This is a genomic window from Paenibacillus sp. FSL R5-192 (genome assembly GCF_000517845.1).
GTDB lineage: Bacteria > Bacillota > Bacilli > Paenibacillales > Paenibacillaceae > Paenibacillus > Paenibacillus amylolyticus.
Genome location: NZ_ASPR01000014.1, coordinates 1,172,524 through 1,189,331, shown reverse-complemented (window position 1 = coordinate 1,189,331; position 16,808 = coordinate 1,172,524). Strand labels below are relative to the sequence as shown.

The window sequence follows — 16,808 nt, the reverse complement described above, 5'->3', positions numbered from 1 at the left end:
AATGAAAAAAAACCGCAAATCAGTCTTATCTCTTACGCTCTTGACTGCCCTGATTCTATCTCTATTCTCCTCTGCTATGGCTTCAGCTGCAACTGACAACAGCGAACAGGCCAATACCTCAGCCGCGCCAAGCAAAATGCAGACCTACGTGAACGCCATGGAGCCTGGCTGGAATCTGGGTAACTCTCTTGACGCCGTTGGTGAAGATGAGACAGCCTGGGGCAACCCGCGCATTACGAAGGAACTAATTCAGTCGATCGCTGCTGAGGGCTACAACAGTATCCGTATTCCTGTGACCTGGGAAGCCCACATCGGTGACGCACCCAACTACACAATTGATTCCGCTTACATGAATCGGGTTCAAGAAGTAGTAAACTGGGCCCTCGATGCGGATCTCTACGTCATGATCAATCTTCACCATGATTCCTGGCGCTGGATCAGTTACATGGAGAAAGACCATGACAACGTGCTTGCACGTTACAACGCCGCTTGGACTCAGATTGCGGACAAATTCAAAGATGCATCCGATAAACTTATGTTCGAAAGTGTTAACGAACCACGTTTCTCTGAAGGCGGCACAACAGATGCAGCGATTGGATATCGCATGCTGGACGAGTTGAATACTTCTTTTCACAAGATCGTAAGAACTTCGGGTGGAAACAACGAGACACGTCCACTTGTGCTTCCAACGATGCATACCTCTTCCGCTCAACCTGATCTGGATGAACTGAATAAGACCATTCAGAAATTGAATGACACCAATATTATTGCAACCGTTCACTACTACGGGTTCTGGCCATTCAGTGTGAACATAGCAGGTTACACCAAGTATAACGAGGAAGTACAGAAGGACGTTACCGACACTTTTGATCGGGTATACAATGCTTTTACAGCGAAAGGCATTCCAGTTATCGTTGGTGAGTATGGCTTGCTTGGGTTTGACCAGCACACAGGTGTCATTGAGCAAGGCGAAAAACTGAAATTCTTCGAATTTGTTGGACAATATCTGCGCCAAAAACAGATGACAACGATGTTGTGGGATAACGGACAACACTTCGATCGCACAAGTTTTACTTGGTCTGATCAGGAATTATTTGATACCATGAAAGCCAGCTGGACAGGTCGCTCATCCACAGCCGAAACGGATCTCGTATATCTTAAACAAAATGAAGCCATTCAAGATAAGAAGGTAAAACTCAATCTGAATGGGAACAAATTCAATTCGTTGAAAAATGGCACTACCCCTCTTGTAAGAGGTAAAGACTATACGATCAAAAAAGATGTACTTACGTTAAAATCCAATCTGTTGACCAAATTGACAGCCTCTGGTGATTTGGGCGTAAATGCCACACTCACAGCTGGATTCAACGAAGGTGCTGACTGGAACTTCAATATTATTAAATATGACACACCTAAGTTGAACGATGCAACTGGTACAACCAGTGCATTTGCCATTCCGACTACGTTTAATGGGAACCAACTGGCAACGATGGAAGCAACATATGCAAACGGAGAAAACGCCGGTCCACAGAACTGGACTTCGTTCAAAGAATTCTCCTACACATTTAGCCCAGATTACGAACGTAATGTGATTGAGCTGAAACCTAACTTCTTCAATGAAACCAATGATGGTGAAGTCACGCTTAAGTTCCATTTCTGGAACGGAGATGTGCTGACGTACAAAATCACGAAAAATGGAACAAGCGTTGTTGGCGTAACTTCATAATAGTTATAAGGATTCCCCACTTGATCTATACCTGTGGGAATCACGAAACGTTCTGTCCAGAGCCATCGGTTCGAACAGAACGTTTTTCCTTTTAATCAGATATTCCTTCCACTTCCATTATGAATGACCGTTCACAATAAAAACGAAACATTCCCACTCTGGCTATGAATGACATACGTCGCACCAAGCCCTTTATATACAAGACCAACTGGAGCCTTGTTACTGGAAACGACATAGAGATGTTGCGGATACCAGCTGTGACACAACTGGATATCCTGGCAACACTGAGGCAGATTATTCTCGAACACAAATGCATTTGTGATCATATATTCGGGTCGAGTCTGTTGCATCCCTTCCGTTTCTTGAATATAACGCACAGGAAATGCTCCAAGGGTTTGAAGTTGTTCCCGTTCCTCTTCACTGTGTACAAGCACAACGAAGGCTAATCCCTTTTTCAGTAATAAATCCACGAAATTCATCCCCGCTGCACTGTGTCCTGCTGATACAACAATCATTGCTTCATCCATTGCTGTCTACCTCGCCTTCACATCAGATCCTGCATATATCATCTCAAGTACGTTATGTGCGAATCATAGTCCTCTGTCTGCCTTTCCGCAATTGAACCGTATCCGATTCAGAACCTTCCTGATTGATTCCAGACCAAATTCCTCTTTATATCCTATGTAATCTGCCCTTTACGCTCTGAATCTCCTTATATCTCCGTTAATCATAAGCGATTAAAGAAATCTGATTAACCGAGCCTTAATCGAAGATATATCTCTTTTTAATCGCTTACATGCACAGATTCAAAGCAAAATGTCTTAATACTTTGGCTAAAAGTAATACAAAAAGACAAAGGAAACCTGATGATACATCAGTTCCTTTGCCTTGTATGATTTGTATTTCTCTACATCCATGTTCCAGTACATTTCTATTTCAAACGATCACTTATTGAGGTTCTTTGAATTTCACTACTAGCACCGCTTCCCCATTGGCTTGAACATGACCTGTTGAGGCTGCTGTAACAGTTGCTATGGTTTCGTTTCCACTAGGGATCAACACAGGTGTAATCAAAGGCAGACCCGCAGACTGAATGACATCCATGTCAAATTCAATCAACAATTGACCTGCAGTTACACGATCTCCGCTATTCACATGCGCGGTAAAACCGTTTCCTTTTAGTCCAACCGTATTAATTCCGATATGAACCAGCATCTGTACACCTGTTTCATGCTCCAGAATCACCGCATGTTTACTCTTGTTCATGACATGTGCGATGACACCATCAAACGGTGCGTACACTTTTCCTTCTGATGGTTCAATGGCAATGCCCTCACCCATGTGTTTTTCCGAGAACGCCGGGTCAGGAACCTGCTCCAGAGCAACGACGGTACCGTTCATTGGCGAAGCGATTTCGAGAAAATCTACCTTAGGACGATTGCTTGTAACGGCTTCGGTAACTGAATTAATACGCGGATTAGATTCCTCTGCTTTAACTTCAGTTGATGTTACTCCACTGTTCTCATGGCTCACCGATTCTTCTGCGACCGGTTGATCCTTATATCCGAAGAACCAGGTAAGTGCAAATGCAATCGCCATGGCAACTACGTTGGACAAGATATACAACGGCAGTTGGCTGTTCAGATAGAGCAGTGTACCGGGAATAACCGTTACAGCCATGCCCGTACCTTGCAGATGGAACAGAGAAGCGATGAAACCACCTACACCACCACCAACCAGCCCCATAATAAATGGTTTCATGTAACGCAAGTTAACTCCGAAGATAGCCGGCTCGGTAATGCCCAGAAATGCGGACAAGGAAGAAGGTAATGCGAGTGCTTTGAGTTTCATATTTTTGGTCTTCAGACCGACTGCGAGACAAGCCGCTCCTTGTGCTGCCATGGCACAGGTAATGATGGCGTTGAACGGATTGAATCCCGTTTTCTCCAGTAGCTGAATCTCCAGGAAATTAAAGATGTGATGTACACCGGTAACGACAATAATCTGATGGAAGAATCCAATGATAATACCTGCGATGCCAAACGGAAGATCCAATACGGCAGTTGTTCCATGCAGCACCCACTCTTCTAGGGAATGGAATACGGGACCAATCGCGAATAGTCCAAGTGTGATCATAACCGTTAACGTAATAAAAGGAGTCAGAATTAAATCCAGTGCCTCAGGCACCCGTCTTCTTAGTACCTTCTCAAACTTGGCTCCAATCAAACCTACAAAGAACGCTGGCAGAACCGATCCTTGATAACCCACGACAGGTATAAAACCGAACATATGCAGCGGCTGTGATGATCCATCTGCTACCGCGTAGGCATTGGGTAATGCCGGATTGACCAGCATTAGCCCCAGTACGATACCAAGTACCGGACTTCCGCCAAATACGCGGAACGCAGACCACGCTACAAGCGCAGGCAGAAATGCAAAGGCCGTATCCGTCAGGATCTGAGTGAACAATAGGAAATTGGCCGAGATATCATCCGGTGTTGCACCGAATAATGCCAGAATTTCATTCTGGGTAAGTAATCCACGCAATCCCATGAACAGTCCTGTAGCTACCAGAACGGGAATGATGGGTACAAATACGTCACCAAACGTGCGGACAGCCCGTTGAAAAGCATTTCCTTCTTTTTTCCCCTGACTCTTCACATCGTCCTTAGACGTTCCTTCGATGCCCAGCTTCTCAACCTCTTCAAAGATTCGATTCACTGTTCCCGTACCAAAGATAATCTGATATTGACCTGAGTTGAAAAAGGCGCCTTTCACCTTCTCGATGTTCTCGACCGTTTTCTGATCAATCTTTTCTTTATCTTTCACCATGATGCGAAGACGTGTTGCACAATGTGCAAATGATGCGATATTCTCTTTGCCCCCGATGGCATGAATGACTTCCTGGGCAATGCGTTGATTCTCCGACATGTTATCTCATTCCTCTCACGTAATACTTAATAATGCCATTGAGTTGCTTCAAAATCAGCTTTGCCTCCGCGTGTAAAGAAACGAATGTCTACGCTGTCCCGGCTGGGGAAAATCCGGCTGGTAAAGACCTCTTCCCCATCGTTCACAAAGATCTCGACCGAGGACGAATCTACGAACAGATGGAACTTAATCACGTCCGCAGTAAGTGTGCACTGTCGTACAATGCCATTCTGCTCTGCCAGCTCGGTACCAGACATCGTCCGATCCAAGACAACTTTCTGCTGAATCCGATCATACAGAAGAACCGTTTTTTCAGTTCCATTTGCCCGGAATTCGATGCCTACAACCTCTGCTTCTACATGGCTTATCTCACATATCAGCTCATAGGCAATCCCATTAATACCAGTGAAAGATCGACTCTCATTGTCAATTGTTGCGCGAATATGTGTGTCTTTATCCTGCTGACGTAATTGCACCATCTCTGCAACCGGTTGTTGAATTAACTTGCCGTCTCTCAGTGACAATTGCCGAGGAATGGTGAGGCAATGAGCCCAACCGTTATCGTCTGTCGGATATTCCAGATCGGGAAGTCCCATCCACCCAACCAGAATACGTCTTCCGTCCGGGCCCTGCATTGTCTGCGGCGCATAGAAGTCGAATCCACGATCCAACTCCTGAAATTCACCATGATTGAACTCTCTCGTCTGGAGATTGAGCGGCTCACCGATCAGATAACCGGATTGAAAAATATTCTGATAATGATCTCCCGCAGCGTCTAAGCCTTGTGGGGAAAAGACAAGTACACCTTTCCCGTCTATCTCCATATAATCCGGGCACTCCCACATGTAACCAAAGGAGGTTAACTGCGTGCGAATTTCACCAAGAAACTCCCAGTTGTTCAGATCAATGGAGCGATACAGCACTGTACATCCCGTCTCATCTGTTCTCTGCGCACCAATGACACCATAATACGTGTCTCCTTGTTGCCACACCTTGGGATCTCTGAAGTGTTCCGTGTATCCGGCTGGCACAGACGAGATCACGGGATCATTCAGTTTGGTTACTGAACCGCTTTCATCCATAACTGCCAGGCATTGATACGGATGTCTGACCCAATCCTCATCCCTTGTATTGCCTGTGTACAGCAAGTGCAGCTTGCCGTCTTTTTCAATTGCACTGCCGGAATAAGCTCCGTGTGAGTCATACCTGGCACCCGGTTCGATTCCAATTCCGACATTTTCCCAGTTCACCAGATTCTTCGAGCGGGTATGATACCAGTATTTCATGCCATGTTCTGTCCCAAGTGGAAACCACTGATAGAACAGATGATAATAGCCTTGATAATATGCAAAGCCGTTAGGATCATTAAGCAGACCTGTTATCGGCTGAATGTGATAACTTTGTCGCCAAGGACATACGGATATCTGTGCTTCAAGCTTCGCAATCTCTCCAGGCTCCGCTTGCTCAATTCGTCTGTAGCGTTGCTCTCTAGTCATTTTCATAGCTGTTCTCCATTCTTGCTTATATAAGTTAGACCAAGAAATTTTACACTGGGACTACGATGCCAGAACAACCCTCCGATCGCTGTTATCCCCAGATTTCCTGATCCCTTTTCTAAAGGGTGAAATCCGGTGCTAAAGGCGAACACTACGTTTCTTCAGATTTTTTCTGCCCTCTCCGTAAATGTTTATTTCTTATTTAACTTATACGAAAATCAAATATAGGAACCGGTTCCATTAGACACAAAAAAATAATTCCATATGGCATTAGTGCCTGCCCGTGTTCGCATATCCGCATTGGATATTCACAATGGAACCGGTTCGATGGAATTATCATAAAGGATGTTTTTATAATTTGTCAACGCTTTCTCGAGGAATTAGTTCTACGTCCAGTGTTGTTCGTTCCTCCACCGACTCGCCTTTGACCAGACGAATAATGTGATTCGCCGCTACTTTGCCCGCCTGCAAATAATGATATTTCACAGTCGTGAGCGTGGGGTGAATCATCTCTGTAATATCATATCCGCCAAATCCCGTAACAGACAAATCTTGCGGTATGCGGATTTTATTGGAGAATGCAATCTTCATCACACCCAGTGCGATATTATCCGTAGCCCCCACAATGATCGTTGGTGTGATTTCTTTCAGAATGGCTTCAGCGGTAACGATGGCTTCCGACATCTTAAAGCTTGTCTCATAATACTTCACTTCACATCCACCACACTCGGCGATTGCTCGCTGGAATCCTTGTTTACGATAGATCCCTACCGCCCGATCCTTCTCGCTAACCCCCATATACACGATCTTGCGATGACCCTGTTCGACGACATATCTGCCCATCTCATAACCTGCCTGATCATCATTGTGAACCAGACTGTGCAGTTGCTCATGCTGCTGCCCTACCAATAACACCGGAATCCGTATATCCTCAACGGCCTTCAGATGTGCTTCGGTCACTTCAGCAGCCAGTAGAATAATACCCGATACCTTCTGTCGTGCAAAATCATAGATGGCATCAATCTCCCGTTGCATGTCCTGACTTGTATTTGCGATAAGCATCTGGTACTGATTACTCCGCAGTTCTTCATCAATTCCGATCAATGTCTGGGATGTTGCAAAAGAATCAAGACGTGGCACAACCGTACCGATGATACTGGTCTTCTTAGCCTTCAGACTCTGTGCAAATGTATTGGGAACATAGTTGTATTGTTTGATAATGCGCTCAATCTTCTGGCGTGTATCCTCACTAACCGATCCGCCATTCAGGAAGCGAGAGACCGTGCTTTTTGCCACACCTGCCATCTGAGCGATATCAGAAATCGTTTTATTCATAAAGACTCCTCTTGTTTCTATTAACTAGTTTACCTTTTATTATACTTCGAATCGCGAACCTATGGCGAATTTGATTCAACTCCATTTATCGCACGTCTATGGTACATTCCCGATGTAATAGCAAAAGCCCGATATCAATGTGACGTTCATACAGAAGTATGATCCGACATTCATCAGGCTGTTAAACTTCCATATACACGTTTGCACAGACCACTAACATAAGAACGCTCGCCCTGCTGACTCAGACCTCAATAATAATAGGCAAGATCATAGGTCTTCTTTTTGTTTGAGCGTAAATATAGTGACCGATCTCGTCTTTCAGCTTCCTTTTGATCACATTCCACTGATTCACCCCAGCCCCGGTCAACTCACCCATCCGGTATAGAACAAGCTCATGGATCTCATGCATGAATTCTTCTGAATCCTTAACAAATACAAACCCTCTGGAGATAATTTCGGGTGACGTGACCATCTGTTTTTCCGTTTTGCTCAGTGTAGTCACAATCACCAGCATGCCATCGGAGGACAGTTGCCTGCGGTCACGCAGTACAATATTGCCGACATCACCCATGATCAGACCGTCTACGAGACTATTTCCCGAAGCAATTTTGGGACCCAGCGAAGCAATGCCGTCTTTGTACTGGACCATATCCCCATTATTCACGATAAACACATGATCACGCTCTATTCCTACGGATTCAGCAAGCAGTCTGTGTTGATACAACATGCGAAACTCACCGTGGATCGGAATCAGATAATCCGGTTTCATCAGAGTAAGCATCAATTTGAGTTCTTCCTGACTGCCGTGTCCGGAGACATGCATTCCTGCTGCACCACTTGAACCATATATCACACGTGCTCCGAGAACATACAGGTTATCAATTACATGTGCAAGATTTCGTTCATTGCCCGGAATGGCTCCGGCAGCAATAATGACCGTGTCCCCGGCGTTAATTCTTACGTGAGGATGTTTACCGGATGCCAAACGTGACAATGCTGCCATCGCTTCTCCCTGGCTACCGGTGCATAATACAACAACTTGTTCTGGTGGAAACTGATCCGAATCGATAGCTTCAATCAACAATCCATCAGGAACTTGCAAATACCCCAATTCACTGGCCACCGATACCACATTCACCATACTTCTGCCCAACAATGCAAGTTTGCGACCCGTCTCGAATGCTGCATTCACAATCTGCTGTACCCTGCTGACATTCGACGCAAAGGTCGAGATGAATACTTTTTGTTTTGCACGGATAAAGGCATCCAGAATGTGATCCCCCACAACACGCTCGGAAGGTGTAAATCCGGGTCTTTCTGCATTAGTACTCTCGGAGAGCAAAATATGGACACCCTGTTTGCCAATCTCGGCCATACGGTGTAGATCTGGGAAAGGTCCATGTACAGGCGACATATCAAACTTGAAATCTCCGGTATGCACAACATTGCCTGCTGGGGTCTGAAAAAAGATACCAAGACAATCCGGTATACTATGACTGGTTGCAAAAAAAGAAACCTCGATCCCTCCCAGCGTAATGCTGGAATGAGCATCGATCGTATGCAGGTCGGCCTTGCGCAGCAGCCCATGCTCCTTCAGTTTAAGTTCGATCAGCCCACGAGTGAGCCTGGATGCATACACCGGGATGTTCATTTGTTTTAACAAATAGGGAATGCCACCAATGTGATCCTCATGTCCATGGGTAACCACAAGACCCCTTACTTTATCCAGATTCTCCAGCAAATACGTTACATCCGGAATGATCAGATCAATACCAGGCAATGTCTCATCGGGAAACTTCGAACCACAGTCAATCACGATGATGTCCTGATGGTACTGGATAAAATACATATTCTTTCCTATTTCATTCACGCCGCCAAGTGCAGCGATATACAGTTTGTTGTTGGCTAGATTCAACTCTATTATTCCTCCTCTGCGTGGCAATCGTATACGATACGGATCTATATTCCTAGTATGGAAGCAATCGCCTCAGTTATTCATTTCAGCGGGATTATGCCAAAAAAACCACCACGGAATTTTCATTCCATAGTGGTTTATACGAAAAATAAATACGGTTACACCAATGATTTATCACGCTGTAGTAATACGTCTTGTTCATAGGTTTTGATATCGGTGATCCACTTTTCACGAACTGGAACGCCTTGTTGAGCACAATAGTAGTCCCAGATCGCGCCAAACGGATAGGATTTGAACTCTTCCGTTAAGGCAAGACGCAACGTGTAATCCCCTTCCAATTCGGCTTGTTTCAAGGCATCCACTGGTTCGAGCATCGCTCGGAGAAGGGCTTTGATCGTGTTGCGAGTCCCCACAACCCATGCAGCTACACGGTTAATGCTTGCATCAAAGAAATCCAATCCAATATGTGTGGTCGCAAGCAGATCATGTCGAACCAGTTCACGGGCAATTTCCAGCAACTCATCGTCCATAATTACCACATGGTCACTATCCCAACGCATCGGGCGGCTTACGTGAAGCAGAATGCCACTTGTAAACAAAGACAAGGACGACAGTTTATTGGAAATAACCTCTGTTGGATGGAAATGACCCGCATCCAGGCAGATTAACGTATCATTTTGCAAACCGTAACCCATATAGAATTCATGAGAACCCACCACATATGCTTCCGAACCGAGACCAAACAGCTTACTCTCTACCGCGTCCAGGTTGTGCTCCGGGTTAAGTGGTTCGCCGAATACTTCATCCAGCGATTCTTTGAGACGTTTGCGTGGTGTCAACCGGTCAACCGGATTATCTTTGAATCCGTCCGGTACCCATACATTGGTTACACAAGTCTGACCAAGCTGTTCCCCGAAATAAGCACCAATCCGGCGGGATGCCTTGCAGTGATCAATCCAGAACTTGCGAATTTCAGGGTCTGGATGACTGAGCGTGAACCCGTCACTTGATTTTTCATGGGAAAAACATGTTGGGTTGAAGTCCAGACCGAGTCCTTGTTCTTTTGCCCATTTCACCCAGTTCTCATAATGCTTTGGCTCAATCTGATCCAGTTCAACCTGCTCGTCTGTATCCGTGTAGATCGCGTGCAGATTGACCTTATGTTTGCCGGGAATCAGAGCAAAAGCTTGCTCCAGATCTTTACGAAGTTCTGCTGGTGTGGTCGCAGCGCCCGGATATTGACCTGTAACGGAAATACCACCTGTTAACTCCCCATCTTTATTCAGAAATCCTTTGACGTCGTCGCCTTGCCAGCAGTGTACGGATACTTTGATCTCCGCGAGTTTGTTCAGTACCTCGTCCGTATCAATTCCGTGCTGGGCATACAATGCCTTGGCCGCTACATACGCTTGCTTGACTTGGTTATCCATCCGCAAGAACCCTCCTAATTTAACGTGTAAATGCTGCCGGTACACCGCCATCAATGGTCATCATGCAACCGGTTGTTTTTTCGGATTTCGAAGAAGCAAAGAATGCAATACCTTCCGCAATATCTCTTGGATAGATATTCACGAGCAATGTCGTCCGTTTGCGATAATACTCTTCCAATTGATCCGGTTCAATTCCATATGCCGCTGCTCGTTCGTTTCTCCAGGAACCGTTCCAGATCGCTGAACCCTGTAGAATGGCATCTGGAAGAATCGTGTTGACACGAATGCCATACTCTCCACCTTCTGCTGCAATACAACGTGCCAGATGTGCTTCCAGCGCTTTTGCTGAGCTGTAAGCCGAGGCACTTTTACCTGCATACACCGAGTTCTTGGACCCGATAAATACCATGCTTCCACCAATACCCTGCTGTTTCATCAGCTTGAATGCTTCGCGAGCCACGAGGAAATACCCTGTACCCAGAACATTCATATTCAGGTTCCATTCTTTCAGGGACGTTTCGTCAAATGGGCTGGATGTGGCCAATCCTGCATTGTTTACGATGATATCCACTCCGCCATATTGCACAGCAACATCTGCATAAGCAGATTGAACGGCTTCCTCATCGGTGACGTCCATTTTCAGCGCATAAGCACGATTCTCACCGTACTGATCATTGATTTCCTGTGCTACCTTCTGTGCGCCCTCTAGGTTGAGATCAGCAAGCACCACATGTGCGCCTTCAGATACCAATCTGCGTGCTGTTTCACTTCCGATACCACCTGCGCCGCCTGTAATAAACGCCACTTTACGGGAGAATTCGGTTTCTGCTGGAGCCAGGGACAATTTGTACAATTCCAGCGGCCAGTACTCCACATTGTAAGACTCGTTTGCACTAAGTGATACGAATTGGCCCAAGCTAGTAGCCCCACGCATAACGGCAATCGCTCTGTGATACAACGCTCCGCTTACTTGGGAAAGCGCCCAGCTCTTGCCTGTGTTGATCATGCCCACACCTGGAATGAGGATAACGCGTGGTGCCGCTTCGAACATGACATCACCTTCGTTTTTGTTGCTCTCAAAATACTGTTGATACTGCTCTTTGTAGGCAACCACACCTTCTACCAGCTTGGCTTTTAAACCTTCAATATCTTCCGCATCCGGTGTCCAATCGATGAACAAAGGTACCACTTTGGTATGTACCAGATGATCCGGGCAAGCTGCACCCACCTGTGACAATTCCGGTGAATCTGCTCCGCCCACAAAAGCAAGTACGTCCTCTTGATCGTCAAAGGACAAAATCATTTTTTTGCTATCCGATACCGCTCCACGAATTGTTGGCATTACACGAGATACGATCTGACGACGAACATCAGCGGCAAGTGCCGGGTGTTTCACACCACCAAACAAACTTCCTTCGTTCACCCGAGCTTCGATGAATGCTTCGGCTTCGTTGATGATCTTGATGGTCTGAGCGTAACATTCCTCGGATGTTTCTCCCCAAGTCACAAGTCCGTGTTTTTCCATCAGTACGAGTTCGGCATTGGGATTCGAGAATACGCTTTCAGCAATCATTTTAGATAAGGTGAATCCTGGACGTACGTAAGGCACCCATACAAATCGATCACCGTAGATCTCTCTCGCCAATTCCTTGCCGTTATGCGCACAACACAGGCTGATAATCGCATCCGGGTGCGTATGATCCACATGTTTATATGGAAGGAATGCATGCAGCAGAGTCTCGATAGAGGCACGTGGGTGCTTGGCATCAATCATGCAATGTCCCAGATATTCAACCATCTCTTCATCCGACATGGATTCACGTTCAATTAATGGTCGAATGTCTTCGAGCCCAAGTCCGGTAAAATGTTTCGCTTCCATGGAACCCAGATCAGAGCCGCTTCCCTTCACATACATTACTTCTACATCACGACCACGAAAATCCTTCACTGTCGTTTTGGTAGACGTATTACCACCGTAGATGTTACATACACTGCGATCAGTTCCGATCAGATTGGATCGGTAAACCAACTGCTCAAGTCCTGTTGTTTTCTCAGATGCCTGCGATGCATTCCATAAACTCTGTACCATTTGTTTCCCTCCGATAATGTTTGTTTTATTCCTAATCCGAGTTTAACATCTTTGTTTTATTTTGAAAACAAAATATTTTAAAACCAAACGGAAATATTCAAAAGTCATAATAGATTGAACTATTTTATTAAAAAAACACCCTGACGTGAACGTCAGAGTGTTCCTGTTTCATCGGCGGATTAGAAAATCCCCGCTTTTTGGGAAGTGTTTTTAATACCATAGGTATCATTAACTACGGTGTTGCCAAAACTCGTTAAGCTTCCGTTCGGACCAGTAGCCATGTCCAGATAGTTCAGACCGGAGCTGTTTCCGTACCAAGACCAGGCAAGCCAGCCTACCCCTTTTTCCTGACCATATCTCATGATGGCATACTCGTCCACATCACCGTTTGTGTGATATCCCCCGAATTCACCAATGATCAGAGCCAATCCTTTGTTCAGCACATTCTCCATATTGGCTTTGACCGTTGCAGCATCTTTGCCAGCATACTCATACATATGAATGGAGAAGACCGTATTTTTTTGAGAATCGGCTGCAAATACACTTTGTCCATAATCCACGATGGATTGAGGGAACTGCCCCCATCCGGCTGCATCCACAATGAGCGTATTTTTAATTCCCGCATTTCGGAGTTTCGGAATGGCTTTTTTGTAACCATCAGCCCACGCACTTCCATTCCACGTTCCATACCATTCATTGGCGATATTAACGATGACCCGATCTTCTTTGCCAATCAAAGCTTCCTTAATACTAATCCAGTAGTTCACCGCCGCATCCAACGAATTATAGTCATCTTTCCCTGTAGCGTCATGCACCTCGAGTACAGCTATCATTTTATTTTGGTTAACCACATTAATAATATTTTTAACAGCGTTCAGATCATCTTTGGTGTACAGGCTACCATTCGAAAGAACAATGCGTACCGTATTGGCACCTGTTTTGGCGATGGCAGGGATAGCGGTATTCAAATCATTTTTGAACCAGGAATGTCCGTGATTAACACCTCTCATGACAAAAGCCTTGCCTGTGGAATCGTATAACTTGTTACCGCTTACATAAAATCCTGTAGCAGCAGATGCTTTGGGTGCTGCACTCCCTAATACCATGAACATGAGAGCAGCAATAACCGTAAAGATTGTACACTTTTTCAGATTAACCATTCGTTTGGAACCTCCTGTATTTGTTTTTTTTATTTCAATTAACCCTGCTCTAGGCAAGAAGTTAACTAAAATCGTTGGTAATAGAAGTTTTTTTGTTATTAAATAAATAAAAATTAACTTTATCTAATTTACGTTAATTAGTTTAAATAAACTTTATCGTTAAGGTTATGAAGTTATAATAAATTGAAAACGCTTACCAGTCAAGATCTTTTTACCATGATTAGGAATCATTTGTTTTTACATAACACAGCAAAAAAGGCTCTCTCCCCTCACAATCGTTCGGAGAAAGAACCCTCTGTATTATTAACGAAAGTTAACTCTGGTTTAAGTCTTGTTTATCTGTTGTTTAACTCCTGATTTGACTAAGCATCTTCCCTAACACCCGTCAGTACCAACCCAACCCGATACGCTGGTCTCACACGAATCTCATTAAACTTTCCAATCTCCACGCCCTCAAACCGCTCCACATAAGCCTGATTCACATAACTCTCAGTCGTCCCTTTTCGAATTGGGGTTATAGACAGACGAAGCGTCTGATCAGCCAACAAATGACGGGATTGCTTCAAACCAAGCATCCAGCTGTGTCCATAGTGAATATGATCCGTTAACATCTGATGATGAATATGTGCTGCTGCAACGTCTCCTTCATAATCAATCTCAATCCACACGTCATCTACTTGTTCCGGCCACGCTGTGTCCAATCTCAGTGTTGCTGCATACTCTTTCGGGTAATCAACCTCTACAGCAGGCTCGTAAGGCGAAACTTGGAATGTATACGTACCGAATATTCCCTGCTTCGACTGGGATGACGCAGCATATTTAGAAGCTGAAACATGCTCTGGAGCCGGATAGAAGGATACCTCCATCTCTGGTTGCTCCACAGATGTACATAGGAGCATCTCATTCTGTACATACAGATGACTGCTGCTAATTACAAGCCTTTCTTCTCCGCCCACACGGAAACGGTAGGCATGTAATGCCTCTTCACGGGTCAATGTAATGATTCGTATGATTATACCGTCCGATGTTGTGATTCGCAGATGATGGTCCTTGCCGGCAATCGGATGTATCACAACTTCATTCCCCTGCTCCGATACTGTACCTTCAGGCATATCCACATTTGTAACAGATGTTGCATCAACAACATACTCAGGCGCCATACCTTCATGGGCATAAAAGACAGCCGTAAGCTCCTGATTTACCATAAATCGGGTCAGTGGCTGAACGGTAGCACTAATGATCTTCATTCCATTCAGATTCATATGGAAAGGCAGTATGGCTGCCATGCCGGATTTCAGCTGCATCGTTCCTTCTCTTGGATAAAAAGCAGTCCCTTTGCTGGTATGCAGTTCCAATTGTATGTCTCGATCAGGCATCGCCACATGATCCTGATAATTATTCATGAACAGGAATCCCGAGCCATCTTGTTGGCGAACAGACCAACGCATATCCATCGTGTTCTCCGGTGTTATCGCATGTTGACCATCCGGTACAACACAGCCCATTGGTGCAAGTAACTCACCGTATCCTTCCAGGAACATGGACAAGGTACGAATGCGGTCATACGATTCACCAACACGCCCAAATTCCCCGAGTGGCGATTGGTAATCATACGTCATTTTCGGCAATGCCTGCTCATTCATATATGAATTTTTGCCTATCGGATTGGTCCCCCCGTGATACATATAATACCCAACCAGATTGCTGCCGTTCGCAAGTTTCACAATGGTCATCGCCTCGACGCTGTCCGCATCAACGACCGGACGAGCGTGATAACTGACCTGCATGCCTCCAGCAAGCTCGCAGTACGCAGCGGGGTACTCCAGACTGTCATAATCCACTTCTTCCACAGGATTCATATGCAGATCCCGGAATAAATACTCCCGGCTTGGAGGCTGATTAGGAATCCATGGTGTGTACGCATAACCCGCTAGCATAGGCAATGTTCCTTCTTCAGGCACCGCAGCATTGCCCCAGGCCGTGGCAGTATAGAACATCGGCTTCATACCGACTTCTTCGGCAATATCGCGAAGCATCTTCAGATGTTCTCGTCCATCCCGACCGGAGGTAATGTATTTTTCGCGGGTATATCCCCAGGCATCCATGGGTGCGCCAGCGTGCATATACTCATTTTCCAACTGTACCCCGATAACAGGGCCACCCTCCTGATAAAAACAGCCGTTGAGCTGACGGGCAATCTCCCGATATAATCGCTTAGCGTAATACAGATATCCTTCATCGTTCGACCTGACTTCGAATGGATAACTGAATAACCAATCCGGCATTCCACCATTACGCACTTCCCCATGACAGAATGGACCAATTCGCACGATCAGAGGCAGCTCATGTTTGCCACACAGATCCACAAAGTGCCGTAAATTCAGATTTCCTGACCAATTGAATTCGCCTTCCTGCTCCTCGTGAAAATTCCAGAAAACATAGGAAGCGACAATGCTCACCCCGCCTGCCTTCATCTTCAGTAATTCTTCTTCCCACTGCAAGTAAGCGAATCTGGAGAAATGAAACTCACCTACCACGGGAATATGGGGTTTAGCATTACGAGTCATATAATAGTTTGTAAAATCATACGATTCCCCTCGTAGGCTTTTGCCGCCACTGCCAGTCATGCGACCCACACGAATCTCTTTATCTTCCGCATCCAATATAAAGCGAATATGGCTACCTGCTATATTATCATTCATGGATTATATAACTCCTTCGATATA

At 45.4% G+C, this 16,808-nt stretch carries 10 protein-coding genes; 1 reads left to right on the top strand and 9 read right to left on the bottom strand.

Features of this window, described 5'->3' with window-relative positions; translation table 11 throughout:
• Window position 1 precedes the first annotated feature (1 nt).
• Window positions 2–1,726 (top strand): cellulase family glycosylhydrolase, encoded by a 1,725-nt coding sequence (locus C161_RS13610; RefSeq protein ID WP_036670714.1) that lies wholly within the window; start codon window positions 2–4, stop codon window positions 1,724–1,726.
• A gap of 131 nt (window positions 1,727–1,857) precedes the next feature.
• Here C161_RS13610 and C161_RS13605 read toward each other — a convergent pair whose 3' ends face one another.
• From C161_RS13605 to C161_RS13565, 9 genes are all read right to left on the bottom strand, one after another.
• Window positions 1,858–2,253 carry a hypothetical protein gene (locus tag C161_RS13605; protein WP_036608458.1) on the bottom strand — a complete coding sequence of 132 codons (396 nt, stop codon included), beginning with the start codon at window positions 2,251–2,253 and terminating at the stop codon, window positions 1,858–1,860.
• A gap of 421 nt (window positions 2,254–2,674) precedes the next feature.
• A complete protein-coding gene (locus tag C161_RS13600; RefSeq protein WP_036670713.1) occupies window positions 2,675–4,657 on the bottom strand; it encodes a sucrose-specific PTS transporter subunit IIBC in 1,983 nt (660 codons plus the stop codon).
• 26 nt (window positions 4,658–4,683) lie between these two features.
• Window positions 4,684–6,159, bottom strand: coding sequence for a glycoside hydrolase family 32 protein (locus tag C161_RS13595; protein ID WP_036670712.1), 1,476 nt, complete (start codon window positions 6,157–6,159; stop codon window positions 4,684–4,686).
• 345 nt (window positions 6,160–6,504) lie between these two features.
• Window positions 6,505–7,488, bottom strand: coding sequence for a LacI family DNA-binding transcriptional regulator (locus C161_RS13590; protein WP_036670711.1), 984 nt, complete (start codon window positions 7,486–7,488; stop codon window positions 6,505–6,507).
• A gap of 241 nt (window positions 7,489–7,729) precedes the next feature.
• Window positions 7,730–9,403: a ribonuclease J gene (locus C161_RS13585; protein ID WP_036670710.1), complete on the bottom strand. Its 1,674-nt coding sequence runs from the start codon at window positions 9,401–9,403 to the stop codon at window positions 7,730–7,732.
• A gap of 158 nt (window positions 9,404–9,561) precedes the next feature.
• Window positions 9,562–10,833, bottom strand: a complete 1,272-nt coding sequence (gene rhaA, locus C161_RS13580) for an L-rhamnose isomerase (RefSeq protein WP_036670709.1) — start codon at window positions 10,831–10,833, stop codon at window positions 9,562–9,564.
• A gap of 19 nt (window positions 10,834–10,852) precedes the next feature.
• Entirely contained in the window at window positions 10,853–12,922 is a 2,070-nt protein-coding gene (locus C161_RS13575; protein WP_036670708.1) for a bifunctional rhamnulose-1-phosphate aldolase/short-chain dehydrogenase, read from the bottom strand.
• A 179-nt stretch (window positions 12,923–13,101) separates the two neighbouring features.
• Window positions 13,102–14,034, bottom strand: a complete 933-nt coding sequence (locus C161_RS13570; protein ID WP_370739085.1) for a glycoside hydrolase family 5 protein — start codon at window positions 14,032–14,034, stop codon at window positions 13,102–13,104.
• A 410-nt stretch (window positions 14,035–14,444) separates the two neighbouring features.
• Complete coding sequence (locus C161_RS13565) at window positions 14,445–16,784, bottom strand: beta-galactosidase (protein ID WP_036670706.1); 2,340 nt, start codon at window positions 16,782–16,784, stop codon at window positions 14,445–14,447.
• Between the last annotated feature and the right edge of the window lie 24 nt (window positions 16,785–16,808).

Coding starts and splice junctions, on each gene's coding strand:
- C161_RS13590 (WP_036670711.1), bottom strand. CDS start 7,488: ATGAATAAAACGATTTCTGATATCGCTCAGATGGCAGGTGTGGCAAAA.
- C161_RS13600 (WP_036670713.1), bottom strand. CDS start 4,657: ATGTCGGAGAATCAACGCATTGCCCAGGAAGTCATTCATGCCATCGGG.
- C161_RS13570 (WP_370739085.1), bottom strand. CDS start 14,034: ATGTTCATGGTATTAGGGAGTGCAGCACCCAAAGCATCTGCTGCTACA.
- C161_RS13565 (WP_036670706.1), bottom strand. CDS start 16,784: ATGAATGATAATATAGCAGGTAGCCATATTCGCTTTATATTGGATGCG.
- C161_RS13595 (WP_036670712.1), bottom strand. CDS start 6,159: ATGAAAATGACTAGAGAGCAACGCTACAGACGAATTGAGCAAGCGGAG.
- C161_RS13610 (WP_036670714.1), top strand. CDS start 2: ATGAAAAAAAACCGCAAATCAGTCTTATCTCTTACGCTCTTGACTGCC.
- C161_RS13605 (WP_036608458.1), bottom strand. CDS start 2,253: ATGGATGAAGCAATGATTGTTGTATCAGCAGGACACAGTGCAGCGGGG.
- C161_RS13575 (WP_036670708.1), bottom strand. CDS start 12,922: ATGGTACAGAGTTTATGGAATGCATCGCAGGCATCTGAGAAAACAACA.
- rhaA (WP_036670709.1), bottom strand. CDS start 10,833: ATGGATAACCAAGTCAAGCAAGCGTATGTAGCGGCCAAGGCATTGTAT.